This is a genomic window from Martinezella sp. CNPSo 3795 (genome assembly GCF_057784475.1).
In genome coordinates this window covers 212,664-229,878 of the sequence record NZ_JBXSOQ010000009.1, presented here as the reverse complement: position 1 = coordinate 229,878, position 17,215 = coordinate 212,664, and the positions used below count along the sequence as shown (strand labels likewise).

Genomic DNA, 17,215 nt, shown 5'->3' with positions numbered 1-17,215 from the left:
AGCGGCCTCCCTCAGGCCGCTCTGGAGCTAGAGGCCGCAGCTGGCCTACGTGCTGCCCGCCGCCTCTCCATCATGATCGGCCGGTAGGATCTGTATAGGATCATGGCGATCAGCAGGCCGATATAGATGAACTGCTCCACCGAGAGGACCTTAGTTGATAGCGCAAAGTGCAGAGCACCGCAGGCGGCGATGATATAGACGAGGCGATGCAGCCAGATCCATTTCTTGCCGAGACGCTTGATCGAGAAATTGTTCGACGTCACGGCCAAGGCCAGCAGCATGACAAGCCCTGCCATGCCGAACATGATGAAGGGCCGCTTCAATACGTCATCGATGACGGCCTGCACGTCCAACGCCTGATCGAGAACCATATAGACGGTCAGGTGCATCAGCGCGTAGTAGAAGCAGAGCAGACCGAGTGCGCGGCGATAGCGCAGATAGTTCCAGCCGAAGAGATCGCGAAGCGGCGTGACAGCAAGTGTCAGCAGCAGAAAGCGGATCGCCCATAGTCCCAGGAAGAGCTCGAACGTCTTCACCGCGTCGGCGCCGAGCTGATCCGTCGCCCCGAGATAGAACTCCCAGGCGGCCGGTAAAAGTCCGACAAAGTAGAGCGCCCAGACGGAGGCGGGTTGCCAGCGTTTTGGGAGAGCGAAGGAGAGGGCCATCAGAAATTCACCCTGAGATCCATGCCGCTATAGAGGCTGGCAACCTGATCGGCATAGCCGTTGAAGGGCAGGGTGGGGTGACGATTGGAGCCGAAGAAGCCGCCTTCGCCGATGCGCCGTTCCGTCGCCTGGCTCCAGCGCGGATGATCGACAGCCGGATTGACGTTGGCGTAGAAGCCATATTCCTGGCTGTTGGTCGCCTGCCATGTATTCAGCGGCTGCTTGTCGGTGAGCGTGATGCGCACGATCGACTTGATGCCCTTGAAGCCATATTTCCACGGCACGACGAGCCGGATCGGCGCGCCGTTCTGGTTCGGCAGGGTCTCGCCATAGAGGCCGACGGCAAGCAGCGTCAGCGGATTGCGCGCCTCGTCCAGGCGCAGCCCCTCGACATAGGGCCAGTTGAGAGATTGCAGGAGGCCCGATTGCCCCGGCATTTCTTCCGGCCGCACGACAGTCTCGAAGGCCACATATTTGGCGCTGCCCTGCGGCTCCACCTTGTCGAGCAGGGCGGAAAGCTGGAAGCCGTCCCATGGGATCACCATCGACCAGGCTTCGACGCAGCGCATGCGATAGACCCGCTCTTCCGGCGGGAACTCCTTGATCAGCGCATCGATATCGAACGTGCCGGGCTTGTTGACCATGCCGTCGACCTTGACCGTCCAGGGACGCGGCTTGAACTTGCCTGAGAGGCTGGCCGGATCGGACTTGTCGAGGCCGAATTCGTAGAAATTGTTGTAGGTGGTGACGTCCTTGAGCGGCGTCAGCTTCTCATCGACCGTGTAATTGCTCTTGGTCGCCGTCAGGGCTTCGGCCAGCGCCGTCTTGCCGCCGATAGCCGCCACGCCGATACCGGCCGCGGCCGCCGTCAGGAACTCGCGCCGCTTCAGATAGATCGAGCGGGGTGTGATCTCGGAGGATGCGATTTTCGGCGGGCGATAGGCGGCCATGGAACAATTCCTTTATGCGATAGCAGCTTCGATATGAGCGATACGCAACGGACACAGGTTTTGTTACACTCTTAGGCCGGCATTTCTTTGGAAGTGAAAGCAACTTTTTGTGTGCGCTTGTGATCGGGCTGTTTCGTTCCCAACTTTGGTCGAGCGACTTGTTTGCCCGGACGTGGCCCTTGCCCGGCGGCGTACCGGATTCGCTTGAGTTGATAGTGACAGTACTGCACGATTGGATTACGACAATTCCAAAAAGCGGAGTTGCCGGCGCTCTTCGGCCTGAAACCCTTGGCCGATGCCCGGCGCCGCACAATTTCCAAGATGACGAGGAAGACACCATGCCAGCTTATCGTTCCAGAACAACCACCCACGGCCGCAACATGGCCGGTGCGCGCGGCCTTTGGCGCGCAACGGGTATGAAGGACAGCGATTTCGGCAAGCCCATTATTGCGGTGGTCAACTCCTTCACTCAGTTCGTGCCCGGCCACGTTCACCTTAAGGATCTCGGCCAGCTGGTCGCGCGCGAAATCGAGGCCGCCGGCGGTGTTGCCAAGGAATTCAACACCATCGCCGTCGACGACGGTATCGCCATGGGCCATGACGGCATGCTCTATTCGCTGCCGTCGCGCGAGCTGATCGCCGACAGCGTCGAATATATGGTCAATGCGCATTGCGCCGACGCCATGGTCTGCATCTCCAACTGCGACAAGATCACCCCCGGCATGCTGATGGCCTCGCTGCGCCTGAATATTCCGACGGTCTTCGTGTCCGGCGGCCCGATGGAGGCCGGCAAGGTCGTCCTGCACGGCAAGAAGCATGCGCTCGATCTCGTCGACGCCATGGTTGCCGCCGCTGACGACAAGATCAGCGATGAAGATGTTCAGGTCATCGAGCGCTCCGCCTGTCCGACCTGTGGCTCGTGCTCGGGCATGTTCACGGCCAATTCGATGAACTGCCTGACCGAAGCGCTCGGCCTATCGCTGCCTGGCAACGGCTCGACGCTCGCCACCCACGCCGACCGCAAGCGCCTCTTCGTCGAAGCCGGCCATCTGGTCGTCGATCTCGCCCGCCGTTATTACGAGCAGGACGATGCATCGATCCTGCCGCGTTCCGTTGCCTCCAAGCAGGCCTTCGAGAATGCCATGGCGCTCGATATTGCCATGGGTGGCTCGACCAACACGGTTCTGCACATCTTGGCGGCCGCGCATGAGGGCGAAGTCGATTTCACCATGGCCGACATCGATGCGCTGTCGCGCCGCGTACCATGCCTCTCCAAGGTTGCACCGGCAAAGAACGACGTCCACATGGAAGACGTGCACCGCGCCGGCGGTATCATGTCGATCCTCGGCGAGCTCGATAAGGGCGGTCTCATCAACCGCGATTGCCCGACCGTGCATTCCGAGACCATCGGCGACGCCATCGATCGCTGGGACATCACCCGCACCAACAGCGAGACGGTGCGCGAATTCTTCCGCGCGGCTCCGGGCGGCATTCCGACCCAGGTTGCCTTCAGCCAGAACGCCCGCTGGGAGGAGCTCGATACCGATCGCGAGAAGGGCGTCATCCGCTCCGTCGAGCATCCCTTCTCCAAGGATGGCGGTTTGGCTGTCCTCAAGGGCAACTTGGCGCTCGATGGCTGCATCGTGAAGACAGCCGGTGTCGATGAATCGATCCTGAAGTTCTCCGGCCCGGCCAAGGTCTTCGAAAGCCAGGATGCTGCCGTCAAGGGCATTCTCAGCAATGAGATCAAGGCCGGCGACGTCGTCGTCATCCGCTACGAAGGCCCGAAGGGCGGTCCCGGCATGCAGGAAATGCTCTATCCGACGAGCTATCTGAAGTCGAAAGGCCTTGGCAAGGCCTGCGCGCTGATCACCGACGGCCGCTTCTCCGGCGGCACCTCGGGTCTGTCGATCGGTCACGTTTCTCCGGAAGCGGCCAATGGCGGCACGATCGGTCTGGTGCGCGAAGGCGACATGATCGACATCGACATCCCGAACCGCATCATCAGCCTGCGCGTCGACGACAAGGAGCTTGCCGCTCGCCGCGAAGCCCAGAATGCTAGGGGTTGGCATCCGGCGGAAGTGCGCAAGCGCAACGTCACCACGGCGTTGAAGGCCTATGCTGCATTCGCGACCAGCGCGGATCGCGGCGCAGTTCGCGATCTGGGTGGGAAGTAACTAGACCCCTTCTCCCCGCACAGCGGGGAGAAGGTGGACTCGAACGGTCGAGCATGGCTCGGCCGCGAGAGGACGGATGAGGGGCCTTCGAGCTTTATCGCAGCGGCGGAATTTGGCTGTCGCTGTGCTTGGCCCTCACCCTAGCCCTCTCCCCGCAGGCGGGGCGAGGGGACATCCCAGCGAAAACCTTTAAGCCATTCAAACCAAACTCTTACAGCGGCCGATTGATCTGCTTGTAGGTGTCGTTCAGCACCTTCAGGCGCTCCTCGTAGGACGTCTTCAAGCAGGCGACATCCGCCTCGCAAGCCTGCCGCTTCTTCAGCCACTCCGTCTGCTGGTCCTGCATCGTGCCCCGTGCACCCATGGCGAGGAGGCCCGAGAGCAGGTCGAAGGTCGTCACCATTTTCACATCGGCATCGTTGAGAGCGCGAACGTCGCATATCGTCTTCTCGTCCGGCTTCAGATTCTGCGCCTCGCAATCGAAGCTGGCGGCACGGGAAGTGCCGGCCATACCCAGAGAGACGAGAAAAGTGGCGGCGGCAAGATGGATCAATCGCATGTCTGGTTCCCTTTTAACGATTCCCAACGCGAAATGCATGACAGCATGTTTTTGTTCAGCGAGCCTGTTTTTTATCGCTGCAAAACTCCATTTATGCTTCATGGTTCCGCCCCCTTTTCTTTCTAGCTTCGGGCGCTACAACGTTGTTTAAAGAGAATTAAAAAGGGAAATTTCATGCACCTCCTCCTAAAGCGCACTGCCGTTTCGATGATTGCCCTCGTCATGGCGATGCCGCTTTCCGCTGAGGCTCAGACAGCGAAGACGCTGCCGCAAAGCCAGACTCAGATGCAGCTTTCCTTCGCCCCGCTGGTCAAACAGACGGCGGGCGCTGTCGTGAACGTCTATGCCGAGCGTGTCGTGCAGCGTCAGTCCCCCTTTGCCGGCGATCCCTTCTTCGAGCAATTCTTCGGACAGCGCATGCCGAATCGCACCGAGAAGCAGTCGTCGCTGGGCTCCGGCGTCATCGTGGAGGCAAATGGCACCGTCATCACCAATAACCACGTTGTCGACGGCGCTGACGACATCAAGATCGCGCTTTCGGACGGCCGCGAATTTCCCTGCAAGGTCGTGCTGAAGGACGATCGTGTGGACCTCGCCGTCCTGAAGATCCAGTCGAAGAATGAGACTTTCCCGGTTCTGCCGCTCGGCAATTCCGATGGCATCGAGGTCGGCGATCTCGTGCTCGCCATCGGCAATCCCTTCGGCGTGGGACAGACGGTAACGAGCGGCATCGTTTCGGCCCTTGCCCGCAATCAGGTCAAGAACGAGGTCGGCTTCTTCATTCAGACCGACGCTTCGATCAACCCCGGCAATTCGGGCGGCGCGCTCGTCAACATGACCGGCGAGCTGATCGGGCTGAATACGGCGATCTTCTCCCAGGGCGGCGGCTCCAATGGTATCGGCTTCGCCATCCCCGCCAATCTGGTCAAGGTCTTCCTCGCCGCCGCCGATCGTGGCGACAAGTCTTTCGAGCGGCCCTATATCGGCGCCTCCTTCGAGCCGGTGACATCCGATGTTGCCGAAGCACTCGGCCTTGACAAGGTGCGCGGTGCGCTGGTGACCAAGGTCGTCGATGGCGGTCCGGCGGCCAAGGCGGGCCTGAAGCCCGGTGAGGTGATCACGGCGCTGAATAACATTTCAATCGAGCATCCCGATGCGCTAGGCTATCGCCTGACGACGGCTGGCCTTGGTGCGACAGTGGCATTGACGGTGCTCGACAATGGGAAGGAGCATCAGGCCACGATGACGCTCGCCGCCGCCCCCGAATCCACGCCGCGCGACGAGCGGGTGATCGAGGGTAACAATCCTTTCTCCGGCGCGACCGTTGCCAATCTTTCACCGCGCGTTGCCGATGACCTGCATATGCCGCCGGATTCCACGGGTGTCGTCATCGAAAGCCTGAAGCCGAATTCGCCGGCCGACCGGCTTGGATTTGCCGCCCGCGATATCGTCATTTCCATAAATGGGGTGGCGATCAACACGACGGAAATCCTTCAGAAGACCGTCACGTCAAACCCCAGCTTCTGGCGCGTCGAGATCGAGCGCGACGGCCAGCGTATCAGGCAGTTCTTCCGATGAGCGATGACCTGTTTGCACCGCGGATACCGGAGGAGGTCGCCAATAAGCGGCCTCTCGCCGACCGTCTGCGGCCGCAAACATTGGCCGAAGTCACCGGTCAGGCACATCTGACGGGCGAGGACGGCGTATTGCGCCGGATGATCGAGGCGGGCTCGCTGGGATCGATGATCTTCTGGGGGCCGCCAGGCACCGGCAAGACGACCGTTGCAAGACTGCTTTCGGGCGAGGCGGGTCTCGCCTTCGAACAGATTTCGGCGATCTTCTCCGGCGTTGCCGATCTGAAGAAGGTGTTCGAGGCGGCAAGGCTGCGCCGCATGGATGGCCGCCAGACCCTGCTGTTCGTTGACGAGATCCATCGCTTCAATCGCGCCCAACAGGATAGCTTCTTGCCCGTTATGGAAGACGGCACCGTCATTCTCGTTGGCGCAACCACGGAAAATCCGTCTTTCGAACTCAACGCGGCTCTTCTTTCCCGGGCCCGCGTTCTGACCTTCCGTTCGCATGATGAGGAAAGCCTGGAAGAACTGCTGCGCCGCGCCGAAACGGTGGAAGGCAAGCCGCTGCCGCTGACGGAGGATGCTCGCGCCAGCCTGATCCGCATGGCCGACGGCGATGGCCGCTCGGTGCTGACGCTGGCGGAAGAAGTCTGGCGTGCTGCCCGCAAGGACGAGCTTTTCGATCCCGACATGCTGGTCAAAATTGTCCAGCGCCGCGCGCCCGTCTATGACAAGGCGCAGGACGGTCACTACAATCTGATATCGGCGTTGCATAAATCTGTCCGCGGTTCCGACCCCGATGCCGCTCTCTACTATCTCGCCCGTATGTTCGATGCCGGCGAGGATCCGCTCTATCTTGGACGCCGACTGGTGCGCATGGCGGTGGAGGATATCGGTCTTGCCGATCCGCAGGCGCTTGTCATCTGCAATGCTGCCAAGGACGCCTATGATTATCTGGGGTCGCCGGAAGGTGAGCTGGCGCTGGCCCAGGCCTGCGTCTATCTCGCCACCGCCCCGAAATCCAATGCCGTCTACACGGCCTTCAAGGCCGCGACCCAGGCCGCCAAGCAGAACGGCTCGCTGCTGCCGCCCAAGCATATCCTCAATGCACCGACCAAGCTGATGCGTACCGAAGGCTATGGCGATGGTTATCGCTACGATCACGACGAGCCAGATGCCTTTTCAGGCCAGAATTACTTTCCGGAGAAGATGGGTCGCCAGACCTTCTACGATCCGCCGGAGCGGGGTTTCGAGCGTGAGATCCGCAAGCGGCTGGACTGGTGGTCGAAGCTGCGCAAGGAACGCGGTGAACGCTAGTCCATATATCACCTGACGGTGACGGATTGCCGCTATGCTTTTTGCATGCGTGGAACGGTTACCCTGTCCACCATTTTGACGCTCGATTCCGCCAGGCTCTTATGACCTTCCATATCGACCACCAGATGCCAATGGCCGGCCTCCGGAATGACCAGCCGTATCGGCGATTTCTTGGCGACACCGCCGAGAAACTGATGCTTCAGCGTTTCGGTGAAGCGCTCGAAATTCGAGCCGTTCATCAGCCTGACATTGGCAACGGCCGAGAGCGTGATTTCGATCACCGTTCCGGCGCGCTGTTCCCCGAGATCGTAGTGGCTGTAGCGGAAGGCAGGCTTCGACATGGCTTTCTGTTCTTTGGATATCTGGCCGAAAGCTTACCTAAGGGCGGTTAAGGAAGCGTTGGGCGAGATGCTGTCGAAGCCTGCCAAGGGTCAATTCAGTGCAGATTGGAAGCGGCTTGGACGAAGCTGTCCAGATCGAGGACAGCACCTTCGGGCGCCAGGCAGATATCAGCCGGATTGTGGTTGCATTCTTCAGCTGCGAAGTGCAGGGCAGCTGCTTCATTGCGGAACAGGCCGCCGACAAGGCCTTGCCGGTCCTGAACGATCCAGCTGCCGCGGCGGTCGCGGCCGATGATGAAGCGGGCCGGAGCCGGGGAAATCGTGCTGTGAGCCGAGCGCCGCTGAATATGCTGTGCGTTTGCCATTGTTATTTCCTCTTGGATCTCTTCGATTTCACTCAGTGTCCGGTCAGATACAGCGCCATTTGCAGAGCGGCAGCGATCAGAAGGACAAGTCCGAGGCGCGGAGCGACGGAGCGAATTCCGTCCAGCAATGCGTCCGAAGAGAAGAGCCGCTCGTTGCGCGCAAACACGGCGGCACGAAGGCGTTGGAGAGGGTCGGCGGATAGGCCGACATGCCTGTAGCGTGACATCATAGTTCCTTTCAGTGTCACCAGCACCATGGGTCCGATAAGACCATTTCCGGTGCTACGCTGTTGAATCTATGGGGGAGTTGCTAGGTTTTCCATTTGCCTGAAATGGCAAAAATATAAAAATCTCATAGGGATGAGGCGATTTCACAATCCTAGGCGATAGCCATGACGCGAGGCAAACCGGCCACTGCCGTCGAGTTGAAACGGGGTGATTGCCGCCTGGATGGCCGCAGCCGTCTCTATGCCGACGCCGATCAATGGCAGGCGAACCTCCGCCTCGATATCTCTCACCAGTGACAGGGCGTGCTTGACCGTCGCCGGCTCGCTTTCGCGGGCGAGCGCGCTGAACAATGGCTGCAACCGCTCGTCGATGGATTGTGCCGCGCCGACATTGCCGCAGGCAGCCGAATGCTGCATCGATTGAAAGAGCCGCGGAACGATATTGGCCGCACCCGAGAAGCAGCCATGACCGCCTGCGGCCGTAAAGCCGAATGCGCTGGCGTCATTCGAGGTAAACAGGCCGAACCGCTCCGGCAGAAGGGGGCGCCAGAGGTCGACGCGCGAGATGTCGCTACTGCTATCGGCGATCCCGATAATCCCTCGAATTTCGGCGAACCGCGCGACGGTTGCGGGAGCGAGATCGACTGCGGTATGCGATGGCTGGTTATGCACGATGATGGGCAGCTCGGTCTGCGCCGTCAGCTGCTCGAAATGATGGATGATCCCCTTCTGCGTCGGCTTGGAATAATAGGGGACCGTCACGAAGGCCGCATCGGCGCCAAGGCGCTGTGCCTGTATCGTTTCCTCCAGGGTCGTCTTCGTGTCGTTGGTTCCGGTCGCGACGATGACGGGCACCTTGTCTTCCGAAAGTTCGATGCAGATTTCGATGGCACGAATGCGCTCGGCCTCAGTCAACGTCGGGCCTTCGCCAATCAGCGAACAGACGAGAAGCCCATCGATCCCGCTTAGCAGCTGCCACTCGATATGGGCCATCATGTCGACGCCATCGAAAACGCCGTCGCGGAAAGGCGTGACAAGGGCGGTGATCGCACCGCCGATGCGCCTTCGAAAAGTCGGTCTACTCATCTGTGAAATCTCAGAGGTAATGCAGCACGATGTACAGCTCGAGGGCGCCGAGCAGCAGCCCGAAGGCGAACATCGCCTGAAAGGTGCGCTTTTCCCGGACCTGGCGCGAATGAAGCGGGCGCTTGCGTGATCTTTTCGTTGTTGCTGCCGATGCCGCAACACGATGATGCTTCTCGTCGCTGTTATGAACGAGGACGCGGATGGATTCCGTAAGATTGGGGGCGTGCGTGTCGAGCATGGGATTGTCTCCATATTCCACCGTGAGCGTAACGCCGGCTCCCATAGGAAATCCATTCGGGGCCAAGGACGAAGGCGTAAGTGAAATATAAAGAACCGACATGCCCGGAGTTCCTCCGGAGACTGGCCTGTGGACCGCTGCCGGAGCATCGAAAAATTATCTGGTGTAGTCTGCCGCCGCTTACTCGGCGCCTTGCCGGTTCTTGCGGTCGAGCTGCGTCACCAGCGCCAGGATCGTCGCCGAGACCGGTGTCGGCACATTTACGAGCTTTCCGAGCGAAACGACCACACCAACGAGAGGCGTGATTTCCAGCGCCTTGCCGGCAAGAAGATCCTGCAGCATCGAGGTGCGTACGGGTCCGATCTGACGGGAACGCTCAAGACGTTCCTCCACGGACATGGCGATGTTCGATCCCAAAGCCTCGGCAACGGCTTTTACCTCGCTCATCACCTGACCGACCATGGTCGCGAGCGCGGGATCGTCCATGATATCGGACATCAAACCGCGGGTCAGCGCACTGATCGGATTGAAGGCGGCGTTGCCCATGAGCTTGCTCCAGATATCGTCGCGTATGCGCGAGGAAATCGTGACATTGACGCCGGCCCGCTGCAGCAGTGCTGCGATGGCTTCGATATCGCCCGTCGTCTCGCCGGAAGGTTCGCCAAGAATGAAATGTCCGTTGTTGGCGAGCTTGACCTCGCCGGCTGCGACGACTTCCGCTCCCTGATAGGCAACGCAGCCGATGACGCGCTCCGGCCCGATCAGGCGCCAGAGATCGCCGTTCGGATCAAGCTCTTCCATCTGGTACTCGGCATGGCCGCTTTGACGGTCCCGGTGGAAATACCACCATGGAACGCCGTTGAGGATCATGACGACGCGGGTGCCCGAATGCAGCAGTTTCGCAATGCCGGGGACAGCTGCGGCAAGCTGATGGCCTTTGAGGCCGGTGATGACAAGATCCTGCGGCGGAAGTTCGCCAGCATCGGCCGTTGCGGTCATCTGCGCGACGAGGGGACTATCCGCATCGGCTTCCCACAGGCTTATGCCGCCGGCGCGAATGGCCTCCAGATGGGCTCCGCGCGCTACGACGGAAACCTTTGTCTGGCCCTCATGGGAGGAGGCGAGCTTGGCCGCGATCGCCCCGCCGAGTGCGCCGGCGCCGTAGACACAGATATTCTTGAAGGGAGAGGGCGTCATGATTTGATGCTCCGAATGAAGTCGCATGCTCTGCCAAGATATGGCGTGCCCGTGATTTAGCGAGTGGTTTATCAGATTGTCGGCAATTGGAATTGAAAATCGCCAGACCTTCCGACACACTACAGCCTTATCGAAATTTCACCATACTCGTCCGAGCGCGAATGGGGTTAACAGGTAAAGGAAATACCTTCTCAGCCGTCGCTGCTTCACCCGGATTTTGTGAACAGATTATGTTTTCACTCCATACATTTGGCGGTTTGAAGCTTTTGGACGGCGATGGTCACGAGGTCGCCTTTCCCGAAAAGGGTCTGTTGATCCTGGTCTATCTGATGCTGGAACCAACGTCGCGCGCGTCGCGCAGCGCGATCGCCCGGTTTTTGTGGGGAGACGACAATGGCAGTGCGCAGGTCAATCTGCGCAAGCTGGTTTCGCGTGTCAGGGTTCGTCAGGAAGCACTCGGGAGATCATTTCTGCGTTTCAGCGAGACAGCCGTCGAACTCGACGCGCCTCCAACCACCTCCGATCTCTGGTTCGCGCGCACGGATGATGGCAGACCGATCTTTGTAAGATTGCAATCGCTGGTGAGGACGCTCGCGGCGGAATTCCTGCAGGGCACCGATTGCCAGAGCGCGGTTTTCTTTCATTGGCGGGAGGCGCAAAGCGGCAGGCATCTGTCGGCACTGAAGGCGGCGCTGAATGCCGCTGCCGCCGAAGCCAATGGTATGGCGGATGTCGCTCTGGTGAGAGAGGCGGCACTCCTGGTCTTTGGTATAGATCCCGAAGATCGCGATATTCATCGCATCCTGTTGCGGATATTCGATGCGGAAGGTGAGGTGGAGCACTTCAGGCAGATTTTCGCGCAGCGTGCCGCGCTGCTGGCCTCATGGTCGGCGCAGCGGGATTATGCTTCGGAAATTCGAGCCGGGGATGCCCACCATGAACGGATTTCAGCTGCGCGAGCGAGGGTGAAGATACCCCTCCTGCTCCTGCCTTCCACGGAGGGTCAAGGGAAAGATTATGATGCCTCATCCCTCGTGAACGATATCACAATCGGTTTCTGCGCGCTGGACAGTCTTCAGATTGCGGATCGTTACACGGCGGTCCGGGTTGGCAGGGCTGGGGAACGTGCCGTTGCAACTTTCGACCAATGGGATCGCTCCTACCTTCTCGAGATGCGGCTTAGCCTTCGCGACAACGGACCGCTGCTGTTTTCGCAACTGGTCGACGCCGCAAGCGATGAAATCATCTGGGCCGAGCGCACCAGCCTCGGACAATCCTCGCCCGAAGAGCGGAGACAGGCGGTCGCACGTCATATCGTGCTGTCGCTTGCAGGGCAGATCGAAAGGCGGGAGATGATGAGGTCGCATTTCGAGGAAAATCCAGCGGCCTATCAGCGCTATCTCGCCGGCAAGCGTTACATCGAGCGCCTCTCCGTACCCGATCTGCAGAGGGCGCGTGGGGAGCTTGAGATGGCGCTGCGCATCGGCGGCCACTTCGCGCCTGCCTTGAGCTCAATGGCCCGCACCTACTCCAAAGAATGGGTACTGACCTTCGGTGGCGATGCGGCCTTGCTGGACGAGGCGGAAAGCTATGCGATGCAGGCCATCGCAGCGCGGCGCGATATCGCCGACGGCTATCGCGAGCTTGGCATGACGAAGGTCTTCCGGAAGGCGAGTGAGGAGAGCATCGAGGCCTTGAAACTGGCTGAAGCCCTTAATCCGGGCCATGCCGGCATCATTGCCGACCATGCAGAGGCTTTGCTTCATGCGTCCCGGCCGGATCTGGCGCTGACGAAGATTGAAAGCGCCATGGCGCTCAATCCGGTAAGCCCCGATACCTATCTTTGGACTGCTTCCGTGGCGAGCTATACGCTCGGTCGCTTCGAAGCTGCCCTCGATTATATTGGCCGAATGGCGAATGCACGCCTGGCGGACAGGATTTCCGCGGCCAGCTGGGCGATGCTCGGGCATGAGGAAAAGGCAGGCTTTTTCGTTCGGCGCGTCCAAAGAACCAACCCGGATTTCGATGTTGATCGATGGCTTTCCGTCGTGCCGTTCAAGGAGCAATGGCAGCGTGACATCTATCGGGAAGGGCTGCGCCGGGCAGGTTTCTGGAAGGCAATCCCGAACGTGACCATGGCATAGCAGCAGTCCGCCATCGGATGAAAGTGTCGTCCTTACTCACGTCAGTGTTTTCCGATCGACACGGGGTCGGGCTAGTCTTTACCACAATCGCATCCTAACCTCTGCCATATCGCTCTGGACCGTGGACAACCGGTGCGGTATCGATTTGTTAATTGTCCTTTCTAAGTTGATGAATTCGCCGGGGAAGATCGTTGCGTTTCGAAGCCCTCAACCGTCTCTGGGATAGCGTTCGGGAGACCAGCCATGATTTCCGTGCCTCGACGGATGTGTTTCCCGTCGTCGATATCGAAAAGCTGGGCACGACTCTCGACCTGAAGGAAAAGGGTGCCGCTGCCGGGCGTCAGAACCGGCCGCCGCCGGATGCGCAATCGCATGACGAGACGGAGCAGCGCATCATCGCCTGGGTCGAGGCGGAAAAGAAAAGCTCCTACCAAATCCTCGAAGATCAGTTCCAGACTTTTGACAGCCGCTTGCGCAACCTCGATTTCGAGGGCCAGTTCGGACTGATCCGCCAGGCGAACGCATCAAGCGTTTCGGATTTCAAGGCGGAAGTGGCAAGCGGCGTGGACGAGCTTCATGGCCTGCGCCGCAAGCTGAAGACGGCCGAGGATGAAATGGTGGGCTTCAAGGCCAGACATAAGCTGCAGCGGGCCGCCAAGGTTTCAAGCAGGGCAGCCTGGGGCTTCAAGGTCTCGCTGATCGTCTTCCTCGTGCTCATCGAAATGGTGATGAACGGCAGTTTTCTCGCCAAAGGAAGCGAGCAGGGTCTCGTCGGTGGTGTAACCGAGGCGGCCGCCTTCGCCTTCCTGAACATCGGCACGGCATTGATGTTCTCTTTCTTCTGCGTCCGTTTTCTGGTGCATCGCTCCTTTGCGCTGAAGCTGCTCGGCCTGCTGGGGCTTGTCGCCTATGTCGCCGTGGCTTTGGGCATCAATATCGCGCTAGCGCATTATCGCGAGGTCTCTGCAACGATCCTGAGCGGAGCCGGTGCCGAGGTGATCCAGCGGCTCAAGACCGCACCGCTCGGGTTGCAGGAGCTGAACTCCTGGATGCTCTTTGCCATTGGTCTGATGTTCTCGCTCGTCGCCTTCATCGATGGCTGCTATCTCACCGACCCCTATCCCGGCTTTGCCGGCGTCCAGAAGCGTCTCGATGCGGCCAGAGACAACTACATCGACCGCAAGCTTGATCTGATCGAAGATCTTCGCGAGATCCGCGACGAGCACAACAGCAAGATCGAGGAGATCATCCGCGACCTCTCGCTGCGCCGGCAGGAAACGGCTGCCATCATCGCGCATCGCGCCAGGACCGCAGGCCTCTTTGCCGAACACCAGAACCATCTCGAGCGTGCCGCCAATGTGCTGCTCACCTCTTATCGCGATGCGAACCGGGCCGTGCGCACCGAGCCGGAGCCGTCATACTTCAAAGCCGCTTACAAGATGGAGCGCCTGACGCCCGTTATTCGCACGGAAGAGGAATGGGACGACAAAGTGCTGGGCTCGCGTATCCAGAGCGCCCAAGCGGAGCTTTCGGAGCAGATCAAGCGGATCGGCGACGAATTCGAGCGCGCCATCGAAAAATACCATCAGCTCGATAATCTTTTCCCGGAGAGCATCCTTGGCGCGACGCAAGCGGCGTAGCCGGCGCGGCGGATCCGCCGGTCTCATCATCGCAACGGTTTGTCTCGCCGTCCTGTCCCTCGGGATCGTCGGCGCCTATGGTTGGCTGCGCTACAAGGCAAGCGGCAATGTCGCCGTCGACCAGGCCTCGCTCTGCCCCGTGGATGGCCCGAAGGCGGAAACGGCTATCCTGCTCGATGTCACCGATCCGATATCAGATACGACGGCGCTCGATCTGCGCAACCAATTCCAGAAGATCGTCGCGGACGTGCCGATCGGCGGCGCCATCGATATCTATGCGCTCACCGAAAAGGAAGGTGAGCTGATCCAGACCTTCCATGGCTGCAATCCCGGAAGTGGCGCGAACGTCGACGAATGGACCAGCAATCCGCGGCTGGCGCAGGCGCGATGGGAGAAGGGTTTCCAGAAGCCGCTCGCCGATATCGCCGGCAAGCTGACGGCGGGCGAGTCCGGCCGACTGTCGCCGATCATGGCCGCCATTCAGAAGATCAATCTGGAGGTTTTCGCAAATGCACCGATCGGCATCTCGAAGCGGCTCTACATTGCCTCCGACATGATCGAGCACACGGCCGCCTTCTCGAATTATCGAGATGGGGTCTCCTATCAGAAATACCAGCAAAGCCCGGCAAATGACCGTTTCCGCACGTCACTGGACGGTGTCACGGTCAAGATCCTTGCCTTTCAAAGGCCCAACATGAAGTTCAGCATGGAGGATCTTGCGAACTTCTGGGCGCAATGGATCAAGAACAACAAAGGTGATTTTGGCGGCTTCGTGCGGCTGGAGGGGATACGCTGATGGCCAATACCGACGCCAGATATCTCGTCCGGGATTATGGGCCGATGGTGCTATTCGCCTCCATCACCATTGGCGGCATGATTTTCATCTGGTCGTCGAAGCTCATGGGCTGGTCACTGCCTGTCGTGACCGGCGTGCCGCTGGTGTTGATGGGGATCTACTTCATCGTATCGCTGGCCGTTGCCGGGTTCCGGCTGCACAATGAGCAGGCGGGCGACAACCTCTATTACATGGGTTTTCTCTTCACCCTATCGAGTCTCGGCGTATCGCTCTATCTCTTTGCCGGGGAAACATCGATCGAAACCATCGTCCGCAATTTCGGCATCGCGGTTACCTCGACGATTGCCGGCGTGACGCTGCGCATCCTCTTCAACCAGATGCGGCGCGATCCGATCGACATCGAACGCAGCGTACGCCATGAGCTTGCCGAGATGACGCGGCGTGTCCGCACGGAACTCGATTCCTCCTCGCGCGAATTCTCCCATTACCGCCGCGTCAGCAATCAGATGCTGTCGGAAGGGTTCGAGGAGATCGCGCGGCAGGCCGAGCGCAATGGCCAGGAGATCAACAAGATCCTGGAATTGCTGGCGAAGCAGGCGGTAACCCCGATCAACGACGCAGCCGCCCAGTTGACGACGACGACATCGCAGCTTTCGGAGATCATCGGCACATTCGGTACTGCCGTCGAGAATGTCGGCAAGAAGCTCGAGGAAATCCGCGCGCCGGAGGACGTCGTACGCGCCGAGCTGGCACCAGCGATTGCCGCCATCAAGGAGATGTCGGAGGCGCAATTACAGCCATTGCGCAATATCGAGCTGGCGCTCGGTCGTGTGGCCGAAGCGATGGGGCAAGCGCCGCTGCCGAAGCCCGATGGCGATATCGCGGCTGAGCCCGAGGCCGTGCCGCGAAAACGCTGGTGGCATCTATGGTAGCTGGAGGCTCGGACAACAAGCCGAAACTGGAGCACAAGGGCTATAATCGTGGCCTCATCCTTGGCCTGACGATGGCCGAATCCATGCTGCTTCTGGTTTTCTGCCTGCTGCTCGTGGCTGCCGCCATGATTTCCGCTGAGAGAAACAAGCGCTACGAGGTCGAGCGGAAGCTTGAGAAGGTCGAGCAGCAAGTCGCTGCGCTGGAGAAGAAGCGAGCTGAGCAGGCGGCTGAGATCGTGCTTCTCCAGTCCAAGGTCGTCTCCGGCGATCTCTCCGCTGCCGACAAGGCCGTGGTGGACAAGCAATGGCGGGAACTGGTGCTGGCGAAAGAAACACTCGACAGCATGGCGGATGAGGGGGCGACAACGGCCGATCTGCAATCGCTTTCCAAGGTTGCCGCCGTTCTAAAAGAACATGGCGTCTCGCTGGCGGCGGCACCCGATGAGGTCAACAAGCTCTTGGCCGGCAACGCGGGCGGGAAGGGCGCACACGACTGGCCGCCCATCATCAATCTCGACGATGCCAAGAAGAACTATTTCCAGTCGGGGAGCGCCGAACTCACGGGCACCTTCTCCCAGCTCCTCAGCACGACCATCACGGATGAAATCGCCAGCAATCTGAGCCTCTATGGCGCCAATATCGTCGAAGTGATCGGCCACACGGACGAGCAACCGGTGGCGCGCGAAAAATCCAATCTCGACGATACGATCATCGGCGCGATGGACGGCAAGCTGCCGGTTTCCGCCCTGCTGCCGGCTGACAATGCCGGCCTCGGCCTCGCCCGCGCCATTGCTGTTGCCAATGTGCTCAAGGCCAATCCGAAGCTGAAGAGCGCCACTATCCTGCCGATGTCCGCCGCACAGCTGATCTTGCCCGGCGATACCGTCACGTCTGGCCAAAGCGGCGCCGTCGAGGCACGACGCCGCATCGAAATCCGCGTGCGCGGCAGGACAACGCCCGTCGCCGTCATCAACGCCGGTGCCGCCCCATCAGTGAATACGCAATAG

At 60.0% G+C, this 17,215-nt stretch carries 17 protein-coding genes; 8 read left to right on the top strand and 9 right to left on the bottom strand.

The features are described 5' to 3' along the window. Nucleotides 1–11: 11 nt before the first annotated feature. Both msrQ and msrP read right to left on the bottom strand, forming a co-directional pair. Nucleotides 12–668 carry a protein-methionine-sulfoxide reductase heme-binding subunit MsrQ gene (gene msrQ / locus AC13QY_RS23640; RefSeq protein WP_113333536.1) on the bottom strand — a complete coding sequence of 219 codons (657 nt, stop codon included), beginning with the start codon at nt 666–668 and terminating at the stop codon, nt 12–14. After that, nucleotides 665–1,615 carry a protein-methionine-sulfoxide reductase catalytic subunit MsrP gene (gene msrP / locus AC13QY_RS23635; protein ID WP_113352668.1) on the bottom strand — a complete coding sequence of 317 codons (951 nt, stop codon included), beginning with the start codon at nt 1,613–1,615 and terminating at the stop codon, nt 665–667. The genes msrQ and msrP overlap by 4 nt, the downstream gene beginning before the upstream one ends. 338 nt (nt 1,616–1,953) lie before the next feature. Between msrP and ilvD the strand changes: the two genes are divergently transcribed. Continuing rightward, the gene (ilvD, locus tag AC13QY_RS23630; protein WP_113352667.1) at nt 1,954–3,792 is read left to right on the top strand and encodes a dihydroxy-acid dehydratase; all 1,839 of its coding nucleotides are present in this window, start codon (nt 1,954–1,956) and stop codon (nt 3,790–3,792) included. 211 nt (nt 3,793–4,003) lie between these two features. Here ilvD and AC13QY_RS23625 read toward each other — a convergent pair whose 3' ends face one another. Then, nucleotides 4,004–4,351 (bottom strand): lysozyme inhibitor LprI family protein, encoded by a 348-nt coding sequence (locus tag AC13QY_RS23625; RefSeq protein WP_113352666.1) that lies wholly within the window; start codon nt 4,349–4,351, stop codon nt 4,004–4,006. 174 nt (nt 4,352–4,525) lie between these two features. Between AC13QY_RS23625 and AC13QY_RS23620 the strand changes: the two genes are divergently transcribed. Further along, on the top strand, nt 4,526–5,929 hold the full coding sequence (locus AC13QY_RS23620; RefSeq protein ID WP_113333533.1) for a DegQ family serine endoprotease: 1,404 nt from the start codon (nt 4,526–4,528) through the stop codon (nt 5,927–5,929). Beyond that, on the top strand, nt 5,926–7,242 hold the full coding sequence (locus tag AC13QY_RS23615; RefSeq protein ID WP_112341028.1) for a replication-associated recombination protein A: 1,317 nt from the start codon (nt 5,926–5,928) through the stop codon (nt 7,240–7,242). Before AC13QY_RS23620 ends, AC13QY_RS23615 begins: the two co-directional genes overlap by 4 nt. A gap of 32 nt (nt 7,243–7,274) precedes the next feature. Here the strand turns inward: AC13QY_RS23615 and AC13QY_RS23610 are convergent, their stop codons facing one another. From AC13QY_RS23610 to AC13QY_RS23585, 6 genes are all read right to left on the bottom strand, one after another. After that, nucleotides 7,275–7,583 (bottom strand): DUF1883 domain-containing protein, encoded by a 309-nt coding sequence (locus AC13QY_RS23610; protein ID WP_113333532.1) that lies wholly within the window; start codon nt 7,581–7,583, stop codon nt 7,275–7,277. Nucleotides 7,584–7,678: 95 nt separating this feature from the next. Then, nucleotides 7,679–7,948, bottom strand: a complete 270-nt coding sequence (locus tag AC13QY_RS23605) for a hypothetical protein (RefSeq protein WP_113352664.1) — start codon at nt 7,946–7,948, stop codon at nt 7,679–7,681. A 32-nt stretch (nt 7,949–7,980) separates the two neighbouring features. Then, nucleotides 7,981–8,175 carry a hypothetical protein gene (locus tag AC13QY_RS23600; RefSeq protein ID WP_152094259.1) on the bottom strand — a complete coding sequence of 65 codons (195 nt, stop codon included), beginning with the start codon at nt 8,173–8,175 and terminating at the stop codon, nt 7,981–7,983. Nucleotides 8,176–8,319: 144 nt separating this feature from the next. After that, nucleotides 8,320–9,261, bottom strand: a complete 942-nt coding sequence (dapA, locus tag AC13QY_RS23595; RefSeq protein WP_152094258.1) for a 4-hydroxy-tetrahydrodipicolinate synthase — start codon at nt 9,259–9,261, stop codon at nt 8,320–8,322. 10 nt (nt 9,262–9,271) lie between these two features. Continuing rightward, on the bottom strand, nt 9,272–9,499 hold the full coding sequence (locus tag AC13QY_RS23590) for a hypothetical protein (RefSeq protein ID WP_152094257.1): 228 nt from the start codon (nt 9,497–9,499) through the stop codon (nt 9,272–9,274). A 180-nt stretch (nt 9,500–9,679) separates the two neighbouring features. After that, nucleotides 9,680–10,696: a ketopantoate reductase family protein gene (locus tag AC13QY_RS23585; protein ID WP_488493961.1), complete on the bottom strand. Its 1,017-nt coding sequence runs from the start codon at nt 10,694–10,696 to the stop codon at nt 9,680–9,682. A 230-nt stretch (nt 10,697–10,926) separates the two neighbouring features. On the opposite strand from AC13QY_RS23585, the gene AC13QY_RS23580 reads away from it, so the two are divergent. The 5 genes from AC13QY_RS23580 to AC13QY_RS23560 all read left to right on the top strand — a co-directional run bounded on the left by AC13QY_RS23580 (nt 10,927) and on the right by AC13QY_RS23560 (nt 17,215). Then, complete coding sequence (locus AC13QY_RS23580) at nt 10,927–12,840, top strand: AfsR/SARP family transcriptional regulator (protein ID WP_152094255.1); 1,914 nt, start codon at nt 10,927–10,929, stop codon at nt 12,838–12,840. Nucleotides 12,841–13,031: 191 nt separating this feature from the next. Further along, nucleotides 13,032–14,480, top strand: a complete 1,449-nt coding sequence (locus tag AC13QY_RS23575; RefSeq protein ID WP_152094254.1) for a hypothetical protein — start codon at nt 13,032–13,034, stop codon at nt 14,478–14,480. After that, nucleotides 14,458–15,276: a hypothetical protein gene (locus AC13QY_RS23570; RefSeq protein WP_113352658.1), complete on the top strand. Its 819-nt coding sequence runs from the start codon at nt 14,458–14,460 to the stop codon at nt 15,274–15,276. The genes AC13QY_RS23575 and AC13QY_RS23570 overlap by 23 nt, the downstream gene beginning before the upstream one ends. Continuing rightward, nucleotides 15,276–16,208, top strand: coding sequence for a hypothetical protein (locus AC13QY_RS23565; RefSeq protein ID WP_152094253.1), 933 nt, complete (start codon nt 15,276–15,278; stop codon nt 16,206–16,208). Before AC13QY_RS23570 ends, AC13QY_RS23565 begins: the two co-directional genes overlap by 1 nt. Next, the gene (locus AC13QY_RS23560) at nt 16,202–17,215 is read left to right on the top strand and encodes an OmpA family protein (RefSeq protein ID WP_183812259.1); all 1,014 of its coding nucleotides are present in this window, start codon (nt 16,202–16,204) and stop codon (nt 17,213–17,215) included. Before AC13QY_RS23565 ends, AC13QY_RS23560 begins: the two co-directional genes overlap by 7 nt.